Genomic DNA, 17,855 nt, shown 5'->3' on the forward strand with positions numbered 1-17,855 from the left:
GATGTCGTCGGGACCGGGGCCGGGCGCGGTTGTCTCAGGGGCCGGGGCGACGACGGGGACCGGTCCCCGCGAATCACTGAGTTCGGGGACCGCGCTTCTGGTGCCTGGTTTCCATTTCCCGCGAGCGCGGCGGTCGGCAGTGCCCCGACGGTCCAAGCCCTCGGATTGCCCTTTCAGCCCCGTTCGAGGACCGGGGCTTGGTGACCCTAGGCGGGGTGACCTGCGCCTTTCTTGGGACCGGTCCCCGAATCTGCTGTGTCCGATGGGGACCGGTCCCCGAAGCGTCTGGGGACCGGTCCCAACTTTCGACCGGGACCGGTCCCCGGGTCTTGGCGGGACCGGTCCCCGACGGAGTGTCAGGGGGACCGTCTCCGGCGGGGACCGCGAGCGGGACCGGTCCCCTGGTGAGTCCCTGCTCGGTCCCCTGAGTCGGTGGTGCACGGTCCCGAACCGTCTGGGGCTTCCGGTCCCTGTGCGGTGGGGACTGGTCCCCGGGACCGTCAGTTTTGGGACGGGCGCCTGCGGTCGGGACCGGTGAGGATGACGCGTTCTGTCATCTCGGCGAGGCGGGAGGAGATGCGGTCGCCGAGGGCGGTGCGGAGGGCGTCGGTGGGGAGGTTGGTGGTGATGAGGGTGGGGCGCATGTGCTCGTACCGGTGATTGACGAGCCGGTAGGTGAGCTCCTCGGTCCACTCGCTGTTCTTGGCCGCGCCGAGGTCGTCCAGGAGCAGCAGCGGACAGCGCGCCAGGGTCTGCAGGTCGCGTTCGGCGTCGTGGCCGGAGCGAGGGCGCAGGCGGGCGTACAGGTCGGCGGCGGTGACGCCCTCCCAGCGCAGCCGGACTCCGGCGGAGAGCAGGGTGCGGATGGCGCCATACGCCTGGTGGGTCTTGCCGGTGCCGGTGGGACCGACGATCAGCAGGGAGGGGCCTTCGGCGATGCCCGGCGCGCCGCTGGGGCCGGGGCGTCCGGCGGCGGCGATCGCCTCGGTCCAGGCGGTGACCTGTGGGTCGTCACCCAGGGCGCGGCGGTATCGGGCGGGGATGCGGGCATCGGCCAGCTCCAGGGCCGTGACCGGTTCGCTCGGTGGCTCCTGCGTGGTGGCTGCCTCGGGGTCGATGCCGCGTGCGGTGAGGATGGCGCCGAGCCGCTCGGCGAGCGGGCCGAGGCGGTCTGGGGCGTGGGTGAGGGTGGCGGTCACAGGTCACCCCCGTAGGCGGCGGCGACGTCGGTCGGATTCGTCCACGACCGGTGGGCGGTGCCGGATGCGGTCGGGGCGGCGTTCATGGCCTCGTGGACGAAGCTGGGCAGGGTGCTGGGGTGCATGGCCTTGGCCCGGTGACGGTCAAGACCGGCACGTATGTGGTCGGGGGCTATGCCCTCGTCGAGGAGCTTTTTGACCTCGCTGCCGAGGTGTCCGAGCACGCCCGCAGGCGGTCGGTGGCTGCAGGCGGCGGCGTACTCGCCTATGAGGTCCTTCGCCGAGACGGTCTGGGGCGCGGGGGCGCTCGCGCCCCCCAACGGAGTAGATCCTAGATCCTTGTTCCTAGGTCCTAGATCCGGACCGTGCGCACTCGTCGAGGGCTCCGTGAGGTCTCCCTGCGTCGGCGATGAGGACTCACTGAATAGCTTCTGACCTGCGGATTCGTCGCTCACCGCGTCCTGCGTGACACCTCCGGGTGCCGGTGCGGAGGGCTCAGTGAGGGGTGCGTGCGTCGGCGGTGAGGGCTCACGCGGAACACCCTGATCGTGGTGGGGGCAGGCAGGATGGCGTACCCCGCTGGGACGGTTGACCTTCTGGTGCTGGGCGAAGGTGACGACGTGCAGGTACCGCTTGCCGTTGGCGCCTTGGTAACGGCAGATCAGCTCGGCAGTGTGGAGCTGGGCGAGGTCGTCTTCAACGCCCAGAGGGCCGTGTTCGGGGCGCAGGGACCACAACAGGCCGGCGATGACGGCGGGCTGGTCGCGGAACCGGCCGTGGTCGTCTGCCTGGGTGAGCAAGCCGAAGAACGTCCGCTCGGCGGACAGGGAGACCGCCGCGAGGGACTCCGAGTGGAATGCCTCGGGCTTGATGGTGCGGATACGGGCGATGTCGATCGACCACCTTCGTCGCAGATCGGGGGCAGGGAATTCGGCGGTGCCGGGGGCCATGGACAAGACAGCCACACCAGGGGCGCAAAAGTCCAGAGTTGGTTCTCAAACTCTGTACTACTTCCGGGTCGGTCGGAAACAATAGACCCGGATCCCCGGTTGCCGAAATCGGCCCTTCGAAATCTCTGACGGTCGGTGCATCGCTCACAGCAGACGGGAAAGGGTTCCCGTCGCCGGGGAACGCAAGCTACAACACATCCATGCCACCGCGTTCCCTTGAAATCGGCCCCGCAGGAAAGACCGCCGCTCGGGCCATCGTGCGCGCCCGTACCGCCCGCGGCTACTCCCAGCGTCAGCTCGCCGCCCGCGTCACCGCCCTCGGCCGGCCCATGACCGCCACCGCGCTCTCCCGCATCGAACGCACGGTCCGGCGCTGCGACATCGACGACTTCGTCGCCATCGCCACCGCGCTCGGAGCCGCCCCGCACACCCTCCTCGCCAGCTCTCCGAGAGACCGGGGCCATGCGGAGCGGGCGGAAACATAGCCGACGATCGCCGGTTGGCCAAACCGGCGATGCTCCGCATCATTGAATGTCCCGGCACCTCGTCGTGCCTTCTTTCGGTAATCCGCTCTTTCTGTGCGAGGAGACCCTTTGCCCCGACCCCTCATAAGCCCTGCCCGAAACCCCCTCGGCAACGAGGAGGCGGGGTGCTGATGAATGGCTTCAGCCGCTCGCGCGACAAAATGACCGTGGACGAACTCTGCGCCGAGCTTCAGGTCTCCTGGTCGACTTTCCATGACTGACGCTAAAAGGGCCAGGTGCCCCGCTGGGTGAAACTTCCGAACGCCATTCTGCGTATCCTCCGCAATCATCCGGAGAACTGGCCCACCGATTGCGAGTGCCGCGCATGACGAACCGGCCCTTCAAGGTCCGCTCCCTCCCGTACCTCACAGAGAACCTCCTATGCCTGCCCGATCTTTGCGTGCCCCCACAACTTCCCCGGGTGCCCTACACACGGCCTTCCTGACCGTGAAGGACGCCGCCGAGTACCTCGGCCTCTCACCCCACACCCTCTACGTCTGGCGCCACCGTCGACAGGGACCTCCGAGCTTCCGCATGGGTCCACGAGGTCGCGTGATGTACCGACTGGAAGCCCTCGACGCCTGGGTCCGCGAGCAGGAGCAGGCCGACTCGCGCTCAAACGAGGCTCTCAACCCGCTGAACGCTTCTCGTCAGGAACGGTCCACCCGCCTCACCAGCGCTTGACGCTCCCAGCGCCGTAGAACGCCGTCTCCATGCTCTACATCAAGGAGTTCCACCTGACCGGCTACATAGAAGACCGGTGGCTCAAGAAGCGCCCCAACCCGACGACCGGCAAGCGTGAACGCACGACCATGTACGGCAAGTGCACCCGCTACCGCGTCAAGGGCATCCCCGGCGTCAAGGACCGTTCCTTCGACGTACTCCAGGACGCCAAGACCTGGCTCGCCCAGGCTCAGACCGACGCACGTCGGGGCGAGTTCGTCGATACACGCGATGGAGCCATCTCCCTCAAGGACTACATCGCGACCCACTGGTGGCCCACCCAGAGTGGAGACCCGTCCACCCTCGAACGCATCGAGCAACGGGTCCGCCGGCACATCGTCCCGCACCTCGGTGCCCTGCCGCTCAATGGCGTCGGTACCGAAGTGCTGCGGAGTTGGAAGAAGCGACTCGAGAAGGATTTGGGCCCCACCTCCATCCGTCTCGTCTGGGCCACACTGTCTGGTGTTCTCCAGGCCGCTGTCGAAGACCGACGCCTCGCACGTAACCCGTGCCGTGCGAGCACAGTTCGCCCTCCGGCGGCTGCACCGGGCCGGGTCGAGGCATGGTTGCCCGAGCGTGTGCTGGCCGTACGCGCAGCTATCCCGGACCGCTACCGCGTGCTTGTCGAGATTGGTGCTGGACTCGGCCTGCGTCAGGGAGAGGCGTTCGGCCTGTCGGTGGAGGACATCGACTTCGACGCGGAGACCGTCCATGTCCGGCGCCAGGTCAAGATGGTGGGGACGAAGCTGTGCTTCGCGCTTCCCAAGGGGCGCAAGGTCCGCGACGTGCCCTTGCCCTCAAGCGTGGCCAAGGCACTACGGCAGCATGTGGAGTTCCTCGCACCCGTGCCGGTCACCATGCCATGGGACGATCCGCGCCCGCCGCAGACCCCGGTAGAAGCCAAGCACCGCCGGCCCAGGACGTACAACCTCCTGGTGACGGGCCGCGAGCATAAGGCGATCAATCGGAACTACTTCAACTCCTACGTCTGGAAGCCCGCCCTGGCCGAGGTCGGCGTGATCGCCGCGCTTGAGGAGAGCGCACCGGACGGATCCCGCGTCTGGGAGCCCTCGCGGGAGCACGGTTATCACGCCCTGCGTCACTTCTACGCCTCCGAGCAGTTGGAGGCAGGCGAGTCGGTCGTCTCCCTGGCCAGGTGGCTCGGGCACTCTGACCCCGGCTTCACGCTCCGGAAGTACGCGCACTTCCTGCCCCGCGCCGGTGCACGCGGCGGCGTCGCCATCGACGCGGTCTTCGCGTAGCCGCAAGCCGACTGGCAGAAGCTCGGTCCTGGCGCAAAGTCCCAGAGAAGTCCCAGGCATGCCGCCGCACCCCCTCCTGGCCCGTATTCACGCAGGTCAGAAAGGGTGCGGCGGCATCCGCCCCTCAGATGTCCCGGAAGATCTCGATCTGCGCCCCGATCGAGTTGAGGCGTTCCGCCAGGTCCTCGTAGCCGCGGTTGATGACATAGACGTTGCGCAGGACGGAGGTGCCCTCGGCGGCCATCATGGCCAGGAGGACGACGACGGCCGGGCGCAGGGCCGGGGGGCACATCATTTCTGCGGAGCGCCAGCGGGTCGTGCCGTCGACCAGGACGCGGTGCGGGTCGAGGAGTTTGACCTGTGCGCCGAGGCGGTTGAGGTCGGTCAGGTAGATCGCGCGGTTGTCGTAGACCCAGTCGTGGATGAGGGTCTGGCCCTGGGCGCTGGCCGCGATGGCCGCGAAGAAGGGGACGTTGTCGATGTTGAGGCCCGGGAAGGGCATCGGGTGGATCTTGTCGAGCGGGGCCTGGAGCTTGGAGGGGCGGACCGTCAGGTCGATGAGCCGGGTGCGGCCGTTGTCGGCGGCGTACTCCGTGCTGCGCTCGTGGTCCAGGCCCATTTCCTCCAGGACGGCGAGTTCGATCTCCAGGAACTCGACCGGGACCCGGCGGATCGTCAGCTCGGACTCGGTGACAACTGCCGCTGCCAGCAGGCTCATTGCCTCGACCGGGTCCTCGGACGGCGCGAAGTCCACATCGCGTTCGATGTGTGCGGCGCCGTGGACGGTGAGCGTGGTGGTGCCGATGCCGTCGACCCGGACGCCCAGCTCCTCCAGGAAGAAGCAGAGGTCCTGGACCATGTAGTTGGAGGAGGCGTTGCGGATGACCGTGACGCCGTCGTGCCGGGCGGCGGCCAGCAGCGCGTTCTCGGTGACGGTGTCGCCGCGCTCGGTCAGTACGATCGCGCGCTTGGGGGCGACGCTGCGGTCCACCTCGGCGATGTAGGTGCCGTCGGTCGCGGTGATCTCCAGGCCGAAGTGGCGCAGTGCCGTCATGTGGGGCGTGACGGTGCGGGTGCCGAGATCGCAGCCGCCCGCGTACGGCAGTTTGAAGTGGTCCATGCGGTGCAGCAGCGGGCCGAGGAACATGATGACGCTGCGGGTGCGGCGTGCCGCCTCGGTGTCCATCGAGTCGAGGTCGAGCTCCGCGGGCGGGACGATCTCCAGATCGTTGCCGTCGTTGATCCACCGGGTCCGTACGCCGATGCTGCCCAGTACTTCGAGGATGCGGTAGACCTCCTCAATACGGGCCACCCGGCGCAGAGTTGTGCGGCCCGCATTGAGCAGTGTGGCGCACAGCAGCGCCACACAGGCATTCTTGCTCGTCTTCACATCGATGCTGCCGGACAGCCGGCGTCCGCCGACCACCCGCAGATGCATCGGCCCGGCGTAGCCGAGCGAGACGATTTCGCTGTCGAGAGCCTCGCCGATCCTGGCGATCATCTCAAGACTGATGTTCTGATTCCCGCGTTCGATGCGGTTGACGGCGCTCTGGCTGGTGCCCAGAGCCTCCGCAAGCTGCGTCTGTGTCCAGCCACGGTGTTGCCGGGCGTCACGGATGAGCCTGCCGATGCGTACGAGGTAGTCGTCTGCCATGGGGTGACCGTATCTCAGATATGAGATGGAGCTGTATTGCGACATGCCGAGTTGTTCTACTACTATGCGAACAACTGAGAGGTAGTCATGAAGAGTGCATTACGTTCCCCCTCGCCCTCGGACGGCTCCGCGCGGACCTGGCTCGCCGCCGTCCCCTTCGTTGTCGTGATCGTGGTCTTCGCCGGTATCTATATGGGGGTGGCCGACCGGCTGCCCGATCCGCTGGCCACCCACTTCCGCGACGAACGCGCCGACGGCTTCTCCTCGGTTCCGGGCTTTCTGACCGGGTCCCTCGCCCTGCTCCTCGCCCTCGGCTCCGTCTTCGGCCTGCTCATCCATCTGCGGGTACCGGCCCCCCACATACCGTGGCTGATCGCCGGCTGCTACTTCACCTCCGCTGAGCTCGGTTACGTCTTCTGCGAGACGCTGCTCGCCAACGCCGACGTCAGCGACGCCTCGGCCGTCCGGGAACCGTGGTGGCAACTGCCCGTGGGTCTCGGTGTGGCGCTGTTCGCCGGCGCGCTCGGGCGGCTGCTCGCCGGGGCGGCGCCCCCATGGCCCCGGCGGGCACCCGGTGCGACGTCCCGGCTCGACGTCCCCGCCGGCACGACCGCCGGCTGGTCACGTACCATCAGCTCACCCCCGCTGATCATGCTGGGTGTCCTGCTGCTCGGCGCCGGACTCGTCGTGGGTATCCTCGCCGGCTGGTTCCCGGCCGCCGGACTGCTCTTCGGCGGCGCCGTGGTGCTGCCCCTGGCCTCTGTGCGGGTGACCGTGGACCGGCGCGGGCTGGCCCTGTCGCCGACGCTGCTTCCGGGTCGCTTCCGGCTGCGGCGCATCCCCGTCGACCGTATCGCCGAGGCCGGCAGCCGCCGGATCGCCTGCTTCGCCGAGTTCGGCGGCTGGGGCTACCGCATCCGGTCCGGCGCCAGCGGCCTCGTACTGCGCTCGGGGGAGGGTGTCGTGGTGCGGCTGACCAACGGCAGGGAGTTCGCGGTGACGGTCGATGATGCCTCGACGGCCGCCGCACTGCTCAACACGTATGCGGACCGCGCGCAGGCGCGGCAAGGAGGCTGAGGTGCTCTTCCGGGTCGACCCCGGGTCGTCCGTCCCGCTCGGCGACCAGATCGCGGCCTCGGTCCGCGGCGCCATCGCCGACGGCACGGTGGACACCGGGGAGCGGCTGCCGGCCGCCCGCGAGCTCGCCGCGTCCCTCGGCGTGAACGTCCATACCGTGCTGCGCGGCTATCAGCGCCTCAAGGAGGAGGGGCTGATTGAACTCCGCCGTGGCCGAGGTGCGGTGGTCATCGGTGGGGCCGCCCCCGCCCGCGCCCGCCTCGGGGAAACCGCGGAGCGGCTGATCGCCGAGGCCCGCAAGCTGGGGCTCTCCGACGAGGAGATCGTGACGGTGGTACGGGTGGGGCTCGCGGGACGGTAAGGCGAAGCGGGCAATGTCACCTACCTCACCGTCGAGGCTCCGCCGCGCTGCTGAGGCTCCTCCGCATTGCCGAGGCTCCTCCGCCCTGCCGAGTGCTTCGTGGGAAGTGCCGAGAGGTGGCGTCATGTGGCTGTGGCTGCGGCTGTGGCTGCGTCGTGGCTGGTCGCGCGGATACCTGCGCCCTTGGGGACGCCCCCCTCCCCGCACCGGACTTCAGCGGGGTCGCTCGGCTTCGCACTCGTCCCTCTCCTCGCCCGTCGGCGCCGGCCCCGGTGCGCGTAGGCCGCGTACCTGGGGGGAGAGCAGGGCGGCAGCCGAGGCGAGGACGATCAGGGCGGCGCAGCCGGCGAGGGCGGGGCCGACGCCGGTCCGTGCCGCGACCGGCCCGGCGATCAGCAGGCCGAGCGGCGCGAAGGCCAGTGAGCCGAACCAGTCGTACGAGCTGACGCGGGACAGCGCCGCCACCGGGACCTCGCGCTGGATGGTGGTCGCCCACAGCACACCGAAGATGTCGGCGGCGATACCCGAACCGAACATGGCCAGCGCGATCCACGGCACCGGCGCCCGCACGGCGAGCAGCGCGATCGGGAGGGCCAGCGGGAAGGTGGCCAGCACCGCGATCAGCACCGGCCGGCGCACCCGGATACGGGCGGCCAGCCCGGCGCCCGTGATGGTGCCCAGCGCCTGCGCGGCGACGATCAGTGACCAGGAGCGTGCCCCGCCCAGTTCGTTCTCGGCCACCAGCGGCCCCAGCACTCCGGCATTGGCATTGAGCGCGGCGACGACGACCGAGTACTGCGCGACGACCACCCACAGCCACTGCCGTCCGGCGAACTCCCGCCAGCCGTCCCGCAGATCGGCCCACCCCGAGGACCCCGTACGGGCCCGCGCGGGCAGCCGGAGGCCCCGGACCAGCAGCGCGCTCACCACGAACGACACGGCATTGAGCGCCAGGGCCCAGCCCGCGCCGACGACGGCGACGGCCACACCGGACAGTGCGAGCCCCAGCAGCATCGAGCTGTTCATACCGACCCGCAGCAGCCCGTTCGCCTGCTGCAGCCGTCCGGCGGGGACGAGCAGCGGAATGACGCCGTCCATCGCGGGGGAGAACAGCGCGGTGGCCGTTCCCGCCAGCGCCGCCAGTGCGCAGAGCGCCATCAACGGGGCATGCCCGGTCAGCGCCATGGCGGCGAGACCGGCGTAGGCGGCGGCGCCGACGAGATCGGTGACGATCATCAGCCGGGAGCGCGACATCCGGTCCGCCATCACCCCGCCGGCGAGGATGAACACCAGCTGGGGCACCGCCTGACAGGCCAGCACCAGCGACAGCTGCCCGGGACCCGCCCCCGGCAGCGCCAGCACCGCGAAGGACAGCGCCACCCGGGCGAAGCCGTTCCCGAGGACCGAGATTATGCGGGCGGCAGCCAGCAGGACGAACCGCCGGTCACGCCAGAGAGGCGGGTCGGCAGATGGCGGGGCGGTGGCGGCGGGCGGGGACGGGCAGGCGGGCGCGGGTTCCGGAGTGGCCGTCACGGCGTCAGCGTAGGAGCCGGATGTCCGTGCCGCGCGCGGAACTCCGTACATCGGCCGGGAATGTGCGGTGCACGGGGCCGCCCTCCTGCCGCCGCCTCCTTGTCAGGGCCAGACTGCGGTCATGACCTCCACCCCTGGACCCGCCCCGCTCCCCGAGCCCGCCCCGCCCGGGGCGGCCGCCGAAGCCACCGGCGAACGGAACCCTGCTGACCGGACCACCCCTGACGGAGTCCCCCCTGACCGAGTCACCCCTGTCCGGCCGGCCACCGACCGGGCAACGGCCCATCTCCTGGACCGCTTTCTGGCCGCCCTCCGGCCCCGGCTCCCGCTCAGGGCGCTCTGGGCACACGGCTCCCTCGCAGGCGGCGACTACCAGCAGGGCCGCAGTGACCTCGACCTGATCGCGATCGTCGACCGCCCGTGTACGCCGGAGGAGGAACGGCAACTGGGCGAGCTGCACGCGACCCTGGACCGTACCGACCCCCTCGCCGCGAAGCTGCACTGCAGCTACTTGGCGGCCGACGAGACGGCCGACCCCGCACATATCCACCTCACCTGGGCCCACCGGGAACTCAAGCGCCGCACGGTCACTCCGGTCACCCGACGCGAACTCCACACGTTCGGACGCGTCCTGTACGGTGACGCCCCCACTACCCTCCTCCCGCCGGTGACCGACGCGGAGCTCGCCACGTTCATCCGCACCGACCTGCGGGAATTCTGGCGGCCCGCCCTGGACGAGCCGGAAGAGTGGCTCCAGGACATCTGGGTCGACCTCGGCATGCTGACCCTGGCCCGCGCCACGGTGACCCTCCGCGACGGCACGCTCATCAGCAAGGGCGAGGCGCTGGCCGTCCTCGGTGAACTCGGCGCCCCGGACGAGGTCATCGCCGACATCCGGCACCGCCGCTACGGGCCCGCGGCACCGCCCCCTCCGCCCGGCCCCGCTCGCCCCTCCGACCGGCTCGGCCGCCGCGCCGACCTGACCCGGGCGTTCCTCGGCCCGGCCATCGACCGCACCCTGGCGACGTACGGCCACACCTTTCCGGCCCCACCCGGCTGACCGTCGTCCGAAAGCCCGGTCCGGTGTCCGGTGTGCGCTGACCGCCGCCCGCTCCAACGGGCCACTCGTGTACGGCCCTTCGGCGCGTGTACGGCAACCGGGGGAGTGGCGTACGCGTACGGAGGCGGTGGCGGGTCCGCTCGCCCGTCTGTGGTGCGCCTGACCCTCAACGGGTGACGCACGACCGGCAATTCGACCGGTACGACGTGAACTCGCCGTGTGGTGCCGGAAGATAGGTCAGCCGGACCCCGGCACCCCCTCAAGGCAGTCGTGCCGGGTCGGATGAAGCCGGACAATTGCCCTGCCCTAGATTTGCGGGGTGACGACCCTGCGCCCCTCCCGCACCGGAACCCCGGCCCGCCGCCGCACCCTCTCGCGCCCCCGTGCCCTCGTGTTCGGCGCTGTGCCTGTCGTGGCGCTGCTGGCCGTTGCGGGGTTCGCGCCGCTGCCGTACTCGGTGGCGCGGCCGGGCCAGACCACGGATGTGCTGGGTACGCACGGCGGCGGGGAGGTCATCTCGCCGAGCGGTGCCGCGGTGCGCAAGACCTCCGGGCAGCTGCGGATGGTGGCGATCCAGGCGACCGCGCCGGACGCCGGTATCCGCGTGGGGGCGGAATCGAGGGGTGGTTCCGCAAGGACCGTGCGGTGATGCCCCTGGAGGCGGTCTTTCCCTCCGGCATGTCCGATGCGGAGATCGCGCAGCACAATGTCGCGGAGATGAAGTCCTCGCAGCGGGACGCGACCACGGCCGCGCTCCGCTTTCTGCACCGGGACCCGGACCGGGTGAAGGTGCGGCTGCGGCTCGACGATGTGGGCGGGCCCAGCGCCGGACTGATGTTCTCGCTCGGCATCGTCGACAAGCTGGTGGGCGACGGCAGCGGCGGCGATCTCACCGGCGGCCGCACCATCGCCGGCACGGGGACGATTGACGCCGACGGAACGGTGGGCGCGGTCGGCGGGGCGCCGCTCAAGATGCAGGCGGCCCGCCGCGACGGGGCGAGCGTCTTCCTCGTACCGAAGGCGGAGTGCGCGCAGGTGCGGCCCGCGCCGGAGGGGCTGCGGCTGGTCCCCGTCAGCAACCTCAAGGGCGCGGTGCAGGCGTTGCGCGCACTGGCGAAGGGCGGCCCGGTCCCCGGCTGCTGAACCCGGCCGCCCCGCCGCCCGGCCCCGCTCGCCCTCCGACCGGTTCGCCCGCCCCGCCCCGGTCCCGCTCCGTCAGTCGTCGAGGATCGACAGATCCAGCCGGCTCAGCCGCGCGAGGTCGGCGAGGATATTGATCTCGACGATCTTCCCGTGGGCGATGGTGAAGCCCAGGACGGACAGCGGCTGCCCGCCTTGCGCCGTGACGAGCCCCGGGGTGCCGTTGACCAGTGCCGGGCGGGCGAACGGGGCGAACCGGGAGAAGGTGAGCGCCTGCTCGACGACCGCGCGCGCTCCGCGGACCAGCTTCGACAGTCCCTCGGGCGTACCACCGGCGTCGGCGCGCAGCACGACATCCGGGTCGAGGACCGCGAGCAGCCCCTCGAAGTCACCGCCGCGCGAGGCGGCGAGGAAGGCATCGACCACCTCCCGCTGGCGCGCGAGATCGGTGTCCGGTGCCGGGGCGGCGCCCTGGACACGGCGGCGGGCGCGGCTGGCGAGCTGCCGCGCGGCGGCGGGGGTGCGGTCGACGAGCGGCGCGACCTCGTCGAAGGGCACCGCGAACATGTCGTGCAGGACGAACGCCAGCCGCTCGACGGGGGTGAGGGTTTCCAGGACGACGAGCAGCGCGAGTCCGACCGAGTCGGCCAGCAGTGCCTCTTGTTCCGGGTCGAGGGCGTCCGGACGGCTCACGAGGGGTTCGGGGACATGCACCTCCAGAGAGTCCTCCCGGCGGGCCTTGCGCATCCGCAGCTGGTCCAGGCACACCCGCCCGACGACCGTCGTTAGCCATCCGCCGAGGTTCTCCACGTCGTCCGCACCGGACCGGCTCAGCCGCAGCCAGGCCTCCTGGACGGCGTCGTCCGCCTCGCTCAGCGAGCCGAGCATGCGGTAGGCCACCGCCCGCAGATGCCTGCGGTTCTCCTCGAAGCGTTCCGCCAGCCACTCGTGGTCGTTCATGGGCCTCATTCCTCCCCGTCGGTGTCCGTCACCGCACTGACGGATGTCACGGGCCGAACGTGACACGGGGGAGCCCCGGTGAGGGTGTGCGAGTTGCGCCCCGCCCGTTGTCCGCTCTCACAGGCCCGGTCTCACAGGCAAGTGGCGGGTCTCACCGGTTGGCGGGTCTCACCGGTCGTTGGGTCTCGCCGGTCGTTGGATTCCGCCGGCGCCGGGCGGACGGCCAGCGCCTCGATCTCGACCCGGAAGCCGGGCTGGACCAGGCCGGCGACCTGGACCAGCGAGCAGGCCGGTGGGCGCCGCGCGTCCTGGTGCTCGTCCCGTACGCGGCGGAACGCGGGCAGGTCTGCCAGATCGGTCAGATAGACCGTCAGCTTGACCACATCGTCCAGGGTGCAGGACGCCGCCTCCAGCGCGGTGGCCAGATTCGCGTAGACCTGGCGGACCTGCGCCTCGGCGTCCCCTTCACCGACGAGGCGGCCGTCGCCGTCCACCGGGACCTGTCCCGATACAGCGACCGTGGTTCCGGTGAACGCCACCCTCGGCGCTACCCTCCGGCCCGGAGTTACGCCCCTCGGTCGGCTTCCCGCGCCGCACGCTCCAGCCGGCTGCGGTAGTTCTCCCACCACGCCGAGTCGACTGGCGGCATGTCGTCTTTGCCCTTGTTCATCCCCACGGCGCCGTCCATGAGTTCCCGGAGGACATCGGCGTGTCCCGCGTGCCGGTGGGTATCGGCGATCACGCGCACCACGGCATGATGCAACGTCACCTCGTTCTTGTCGCTCGGCCACCACGGCACCCTGCCGATGGTGTCCAGCGCCAGTGCGTCGATCGTCGCGTCCGCGTGTGCCCACGCCCGGCGGTAGAGCCCCACCATCTGCTCGCGTGACTCGTCGGCGGTGGCCCACATGTCCGCGTTGAGCTCAGCGCCGTCTTCGAGCCAGGGCAGCGGCTCGCCGGACGGCCGTCCGAAGGTGTCGCCGAGGTAGCCCAGCTCCACACTCGCCACGTGTTTCACCATGCCCAGGAGGTTGGTGCCGGTCGGCGTCAGCGGGCGGCGGATGTCGTACTCCGAAAGCCCTTCGAGCTTCCACAGCAGGGCATCGCGGGCGGACTGCAGGTAGCGGTGAAGGTCGGCCTTGGGGCCCGATGCGGTCATGTGCCAAGTCTGCGGTTCGCATGATCTCTGTCCACCGTTTTTGTCCCTGCTGCTTGTCCCTGCTGCTTGTCCCTGTTGTTTGTCCCCGCCGTTTTGTCCCCGCCCGCGGCGAACCGGGTCAGGTGACGCAACGACCGCATCGGACGGGCCACTTGAGACCGGCGCCATGTCGCCGGTGCCATGTCCCCGGTGCCCGGGTTCCCAGGCACCCGGGTGGCCCGCGCAAGTCACCCGGGTTCGGCACCGCTTCCGTGAAAGGGACCCTCGTCCCCGAAGGCATGGGCGGCGAAGCGTCTGCCCATCCGGCGGTACGCGGCGGCGCCGGGGTGCAGGCCGTCGGTCAGGTCATCCGTCTCGTCGGGGCCGAGCAGTTCGCGTCCGTCGAGATAGTGCAGGTGGGGATCGTGTGTCTGCCGGGCCGCCACGATCCGGGCCAGTTCGGCGCGGACCACCGTCAGCGACAACGCCCCACCGGCCACCTCGGCAGGGTCGCCCAGGGCGGTGAGCTTTCCGTCCGGGCCCGTCGCGGTCGGACCGGGCGTCTCCTCAAGGGCCGGACAGCTCACCGGGGACATCAGGAGCAGCGGGGTGTCCGGGTGCCCGTCCCGGATCGTGTCCAGGAATCCGTGTACCGCCGGGCCGAACGTCCGCAGCCGGAAGGCGGCCAGGCTCACGATGTTGATGCCGGCCTTGAGGCTGATCAGATCGGCGGGCATATCGCGGATCGTCCGGGCCACATAGGGATCCAGCAGCGCGTTGCCCGCCTGGCTGAGGTTGATCACCTCCACGCCCCCGAGCGCGGCCGCCACCACCGGCCAGGTGCCGGTCGGGCCGTCCGCCTCGAGGCAGTGGCTGATGGAACTGCCGTGGTGCACCCAGTGGCGCCGCCCGTCCGGCAGCGGCGCCAGCACCTCGCCGTCGGCGCGCAGTGCCACCAGCTCCGTGGGGGTCTGCTGCGGCAGCCACAGCTCGATCTGCTTCATCCCGGCCGGCAGCCCGGCGAACCGTACGGTCCCCGGCTCGCCCGGGATCACTCGCTGTACGGTCCCGGGGCCCGCCATCAGCAGCACATTGCCCACCGGCGCTTGCCGTCGCCCGGCCGGGGCGCCGTCCACCAGCAGTTCCAGCATCCCGGTCGGGCGGGGCCGGGGGTCGGTGGCGAGCTGCCCCGTGGAGGTCAGCACCTCGAACTCCAGCTCGCGCGCATCGGTACGGAACACCAGCCGCACGCCCGAAGGCATCACGGTCACCCCGTGGACCGACGGGTCCTGGTACTGCTCCTTGGTCCACGCGGGCAACCGGCGCGGCATCACCCCCGCCTCCGTGACCTCCAGGTCCAGCGCACCCCGTAACTCCACGGGCCCGCCCACCAGCTGAACCGCCTTCATCGTCACCTCACCTCTCCCGTCCCGTGTCCCGCACTCCAAGCTCCGGATGTGCGGCGCCGGCCGCCGGTCCCTCACGACCCGCAGCAACCTTCGATCGTGTGTGGTGGCCGCGTCGATGAGACTCGCGTATCCCGAGAATGTAGGCCGCAGTCAGCGCAACGACACGGTCTTCGTCATGGGACAGCTCCGCGAGGGCACGTGACGTGGTGCTTCCCGGGATGTCCGCGAGCGCCTGTGTCAGCCGTCGCCGGGCAGACGATTCAAGGGTGGTGCGGGCAAGGCAATCAATGAGCCCGGTGGCGATCTGCTCCGCCAACGCGGGATCGCTCGCCAGGGTGCTCAGCGCATCGGCTGCGTCGACGTCATTCGAGTCCTCGACGACCATATCGACGAGCGTCGGGACCGCATCGGCCACTCCACGTGCCCCGAGCGCCAGCGCTGCATACCTGCGGACCACGAGGTCGGGGTTCGCGAGGGCGTCCTGCAGCAGCGCGGTCGCCTCACCGTTCGGCATCTCAGCGAGGGAGCGGACGGCACGTTTCCGTACCTCGGCCACCGGTGAGCCGAGGCCCTCCGCCAGCAGCGCCGGTGCGCCCTCGCCCGACTGCGCCAGAGCCCATCGAAGTGCTCCGGCGACGTTCTCGTCCGTCTCGTTCAGCGCTGCCTCGACCAGTGCCTCCACTGGCACCCCCACCTCTTCCACTGAGGACAAGGCCGCGCGCTGGCGCGTCCCGGCGCTCTTCGACCCCAACGCCTGGAGGAGGGCAACGATCTGGAGGACGTCCTCCCAGCCGTCGGGTTCCGCGGTACCGATCCGGCGAAGTCGTGTGAGCAACTCCGTTTCCCCTGCGATGCGTTCTCGCGTCTGGCGGATGAGGTCGTCGACGAGCTCCGATGGCGTGAAGCCGGGATCATCGAGCGCGCGGCTGACGTCACGCAGCGACAGCCCCAAGGACCGCAGGCTCTCGATATGGAAGATCCGCCGGATGTCCTCGCCGGAGTACTCGCGATAGCCACCGTCGGTACGTCCCGTGGGCCGCACGAGGCCGAGCGAGTCGTAATGCCTGAGCATGCGGGCGCTGACCCCCGACCGTCGTGCCACCTCACCGATCAACACTGCCTCTCACTCCTCCTGGCCGGTCCTGCCGAGGGCCACGACGCGCTTCGCCTCTTCGATCGCGAACTCGAAACCCGCATCCGGATCGCGCAACAGCCGTTCCGTGGCGATCGCGTGTGCCCGCACACGAGGGTCGACATCCGTCATCGCCGGGCGCAGAGCCGGCAACATCACCTCTCCGAGCGCGATCAGCGCCCGGCTGAGGCTCAGTTGCGTCTCCCGTTCGCCGCGCCCGAGCTGTGTCGTCAACACTGCGGCCAACTCGGCCTCTTCACCTTCGGGCACGAGCACGACCGCTGCCCGCCAAGCGCTCCGCGCCACCTCCTCGTCGGCGTCGGACAGCAGTGCCCGGGTGATCGCCGGCCAGGCCTGCCGGTCCCCGATCTTGGACAGCGTGTGCAACGCCTGACTCCGTGCCTGCGCACGCTCCGAGCGGACTTCATGGAGAAGCTCCGGAACCGTCATTGAGGGTGAGTGGCGGGTGAGTGCCCATGTCAGCATTTCGCGCACGTAGAACTCGGGCTCGCTCGCGCATCGTTCGATGAGTTTGTCGATGAACCGTGGGTCAGGGGTCGTGCCGACCGCAAGCGCTGCCCGCAGCCGCACCGACGAGCGGTTGTCCTCCAGCCCCTGGAGAGCTCGCGTCGTGTCCGTGTCCTGTTTCTGCATGGTCGTCCGGACCACCTCCTTGACGCCAGTGAAGACCTTGTCACGGTGTCAAGGTCAAGCGGAGCCAGGCCGCGAGCTCACCAGGAGCAGGCCGTTACGGTGCGGCCGGCGTGTGCGCCGAGCACTCCGGAGCCGTGTCCTTTCAGGCTTGAGTTCCGAGCCGGAGCCTCAGTTGTTGGTCAGGGTGCGGTTGAGGAGGGGGAGCAGGCGGTCCCAGTGGTGCTGCAGCGCGGCGGGGTTGAAGGCGTCGGTGTCGGACATGGTGAAGCCGTGGAGGGTGCCGGGGTAGATCTCGGAGGTGTAGTCGACACCCGCCGCGTCCAGGGCCTGGTTGAGCTCGCCGAGGGCCTCGGGCGTCATATCGGTTTCGGCGTGGCCGAGGTGGACCTGGGCGGTGAGCTTGGAGAGGAGACGGTGGCTGTCGGGCCCGTCGGCGCCCACGGGGCCGTGGAAGTTGGCGACGGCCGCCACCAGGCCGGGGTGGGCCGCCGCGGTGCGCATCGCCAGCAGGCCGCCTATGCAGTAGCCGGTCACCGCGACCGGTCCGTCGCCGACCTCGGGCCGGCTGGTGAGGAACCTGAGGTAGGCGTCGGCGTCGCTCAGCACACGTTCGGCGGTGTGTGCCTCGATCAAGGGCATCAGCTTGTCGACGACCGCGGGCCGGACCTCTTCTCCGATGTACTCGGGAAGTTCGATCAGCGGTGCCGGGCCGTGCCGGTAGAAGAAGTTGGGGACGAGTACGTAATACCCGTGCTCGGCCAGCTCGCGGGCCATCTCCCGCAGCACGGGCCGGATGCCGAAGGCGTCCGCGTACATCAGCACCCCTGGGTGCCGCTCGCCGTGGTCGGGGAAGACGGCGAAGGCGTCGGCCCGGCCGTCCGCGGTGGGAATCTGCAGTGTCTTGGTGGGCAAGCTCTTCCTCTCTTTTCCTTGGGCTGATGCCGGTGCACAGCCCCTGCCAGGGGTGAGGTCACCCCGTTGATCATTCTCAGCGGCGACGGCTGTCCGCCGGCTCCTCGGCCTCGGTGCCCGCGCACTTCGTCACGCAGAGTAAAGTACAACGTGTATGGCAGTGAATG

Annotated in this window: 17 protein-coding genes and 1 pseudogene; 7 read left to right on the forward strand and 11 right to left on the reverse strand. The window is 70.1% G+C overall.

Annotated elements, in window-relative coordinates:
• Nucleotides 1–500: 500 nt before the first annotated feature.
• Together NUT86_RS30910 and NUT86_RS30915 are read right to left on the reverse strand one after the other, a co-directional pair.
• Entirely contained in the window at nucleotides 501–1,199 is a 699-nt protein-coding gene (locus NUT86_RS30910; protein WP_274738548.1) for an ATP-binding protein, read from the reverse strand.
• A complete protein-coding gene (locus tag NUT86_RS30915) occupies nucleotides 1,196–2,089 on the reverse strand; it encodes a hypothetical protein (RefSeq protein WP_274740674.1) in 894 nt (297 codons plus the stop codon). The genes NUT86_RS30910 and NUT86_RS30915 overlap by 4 nt, the downstream gene beginning before the upstream one ends.
• A 260-nt stretch (nucleotides 2,090–2,349) precedes the next feature.
• Between NUT86_RS30915 and NUT86_RS30920 the strand changes: the two genes are divergently transcribed.
• The 3 genes from NUT86_RS30920 (at nucleotide 2,350) to NUT86_RS30930 (ending at nucleotide 4,658) form a co-directional block, all read left to right on the forward strand.
• Entirely contained in the window at nucleotides 2,350–2,634 is a 285-nt protein-coding gene (locus tag NUT86_RS30920) for a helix-turn-helix domain-containing protein (RefSeq protein ID WP_274738550.1), read from the forward strand.
• A gap of 420 nt (nucleotides 2,635–3,054) precedes the next feature.
• Nucleotides 3,055–3,357 carry a helix-turn-helix transcriptional regulator gene (locus tag NUT86_RS30925; protein ID WP_274738552.1) on the forward strand — a complete coding sequence of 101 codons (303 nt, stop codon included), beginning with the start codon at nucleotides 3,055–3,057 and terminating at the stop codon, nucleotides 3,355–3,357.
• A 29-nt stretch (nucleotides 3,358–3,386) separates the two neighbouring features.
• On the forward strand, nucleotides 3,387–4,658 hold the full coding sequence (locus NUT86_RS30930; RefSeq protein WP_274738554.1) for a tyrosine-type recombinase/integrase: 1,272 nt from the start codon (nucleotides 3,387–3,389) through the stop codon (nucleotides 4,656–4,658).
• A 124-nt stretch (nucleotides 4,659–4,782) separates the two neighbouring features.
• Here the strand turns inward: NUT86_RS30930 and NUT86_RS30935 are convergent, their stop codons facing one another.
• Nucleotides 4,783–6,312 (reverse strand): helix-turn-helix domain-containing protein, encoded by a 1,530-nt coding sequence (locus NUT86_RS30935; protein WP_018088849.1) that lies wholly within the window; start codon nucleotides 6,310–6,312, stop codon nucleotides 4,783–4,785.
• A gap of 87 nt (nucleotides 6,313–6,399) precedes the next feature.
• On the opposite strand from NUT86_RS30935, the gene NUT86_RS30940 reads away from it, so the two are divergent.
• Together NUT86_RS30940 and NUT86_RS30945 are read left to right on the forward strand one after the other, a co-directional pair.
• A complete protein-coding gene (locus tag NUT86_RS30940; protein WP_274738556.1) occupies nucleotides 6,400–7,389 on the forward strand; it encodes a DUF1648 domain-containing protein in 990 nt (329 codons plus the stop codon).
• Between the two features lies 1 nt (nucleotide 7,390).
• Entirely contained in the window at nucleotides 7,391–7,750 is a 360-nt protein-coding gene (locus NUT86_RS30945) for a GntR family transcriptional regulator (RefSeq protein WP_093648684.1), read from the forward strand.
• Between the two features lie 213 nt (nucleotides 7,751–7,963).
• Here the strand turns inward: NUT86_RS30945 and NUT86_RS30950 are convergent, their stop codons facing one another.
• Entirely contained in the window at nucleotides 7,964–9,283 is a 1,320-nt protein-coding gene (locus tag NUT86_RS30950; RefSeq protein WP_274738558.1) for an MFS transporter, read from the reverse strand.
• Between the two features lie 121 nt (nucleotides 9,284–9,404).
• On the opposite strand from NUT86_RS30950, the gene NUT86_RS30955 reads away from it, so the two are divergent.
• Both NUT86_RS30955 and NUT86_RS30960 read left to right on the forward strand, forming a co-directional pair.
• Nucleotides 9,405–10,343 carry a nucleotidyltransferase domain-containing protein gene (locus NUT86_RS30955; protein ID WP_274738559.1) on the forward strand — a complete coding sequence of 313 codons (939 nt, stop codon included), beginning with the start codon at nucleotides 9,405–9,407 and terminating at the stop codon, nucleotides 10,341–10,343.
• 328 nt (nucleotides 10,344–10,671) lie between these two features.
• Nucleotides 10,672–11,486, forward strand: a pseudogene (locus NUT86_RS30960) (S16 family serine protease).
• A 72-nt stretch (nucleotides 11,487–11,558) separates the two neighbouring features.
• Here the strand turns inward: NUT86_RS30960 and sigJ are convergent.
• The 7 genes from sigJ to NUT86_RS30995 form a co-directional block, all read right to left on the reverse strand.
• Entirely contained in the window at nucleotides 11,559–12,443 is an 885-nt protein-coding gene (gene sigJ / locus NUT86_RS30965; RefSeq protein ID WP_018088855.1) for an RNA polymerase sigma factor SigJ, read from the reverse strand.
• A 131-nt stretch (nucleotides 12,444–12,574) separates the two neighbouring features.
• Nucleotides 12,575–12,982, reverse strand: a complete 408-nt coding sequence (locus NUT86_RS30970) for a RidA family protein (protein ID WP_274738561.1) — start codon at nucleotides 12,980–12,982, stop codon at nucleotides 12,575–12,577.
• Nucleotides 12,983–13,008: 26 nt separating this feature from the next.
• Complete coding sequence (locus NUT86_RS30975; RefSeq protein WP_018088857.1) at nucleotides 13,009–13,602, reverse strand: DinB family protein; 594 nt, start codon at nucleotides 13,600–13,602, stop codon at nucleotides 13,009–13,011.
• Nucleotides 13,603–13,829: 227 nt separating this feature from the next.
• Nucleotides 13,830–14,990 carry a GDSL-type esterase/lipase family protein gene (locus NUT86_RS30980; protein ID WP_274738563.1) on the reverse strand — a complete coding sequence of 387 codons (1,161 nt, stop codon included), beginning with the start codon at nucleotides 14,988–14,990 and terminating at the stop codon, nucleotides 13,830–13,832.
• Nucleotides 14,991–14,997: 7 nt separating this feature from the next.
• Entirely contained in the window at nucleotides 14,998–16,107 is a 1,110-nt protein-coding gene (locus NUT86_RS30985; protein WP_274738565.1) for a HEAT repeat domain-containing protein, read from the reverse strand.
• A gap of 6 nt (nucleotides 16,108–16,113) precedes the next feature.
• Nucleotides 16,114–16,776: a HEAT repeat domain-containing protein gene (locus NUT86_RS30990; RefSeq protein ID WP_148589786.1), complete on the reverse strand. Its 663-nt coding sequence runs from the start codon at nucleotides 16,774–16,776 to the stop codon at nucleotides 16,114–16,116.
• Between the two features lie 168 nt (nucleotides 16,777–16,944).
• Nucleotides 16,945–17,688 (reverse strand): dienelactone hydrolase family protein, encoded by a 744-nt coding sequence (locus tag NUT86_RS30995; RefSeq protein ID WP_148589787.1) that lies wholly within the window; start codon nucleotides 17,686–17,688, stop codon nucleotides 16,945–16,947.
• Nucleotides 17,689–17,855: the final 167 nt, after the last annotated feature.

The sequence above is a fragment of the Streptomyces sp. G7(2002) genome (assembly GCF_028870195.1).
In the GTDB taxonomy this organism is placed as follows: Bacteria; Actinomycetota; Actinomycetes; order Streptomycetales; family Streptomycetaceae; genus Streptomyces; species Streptomyces nigrescens.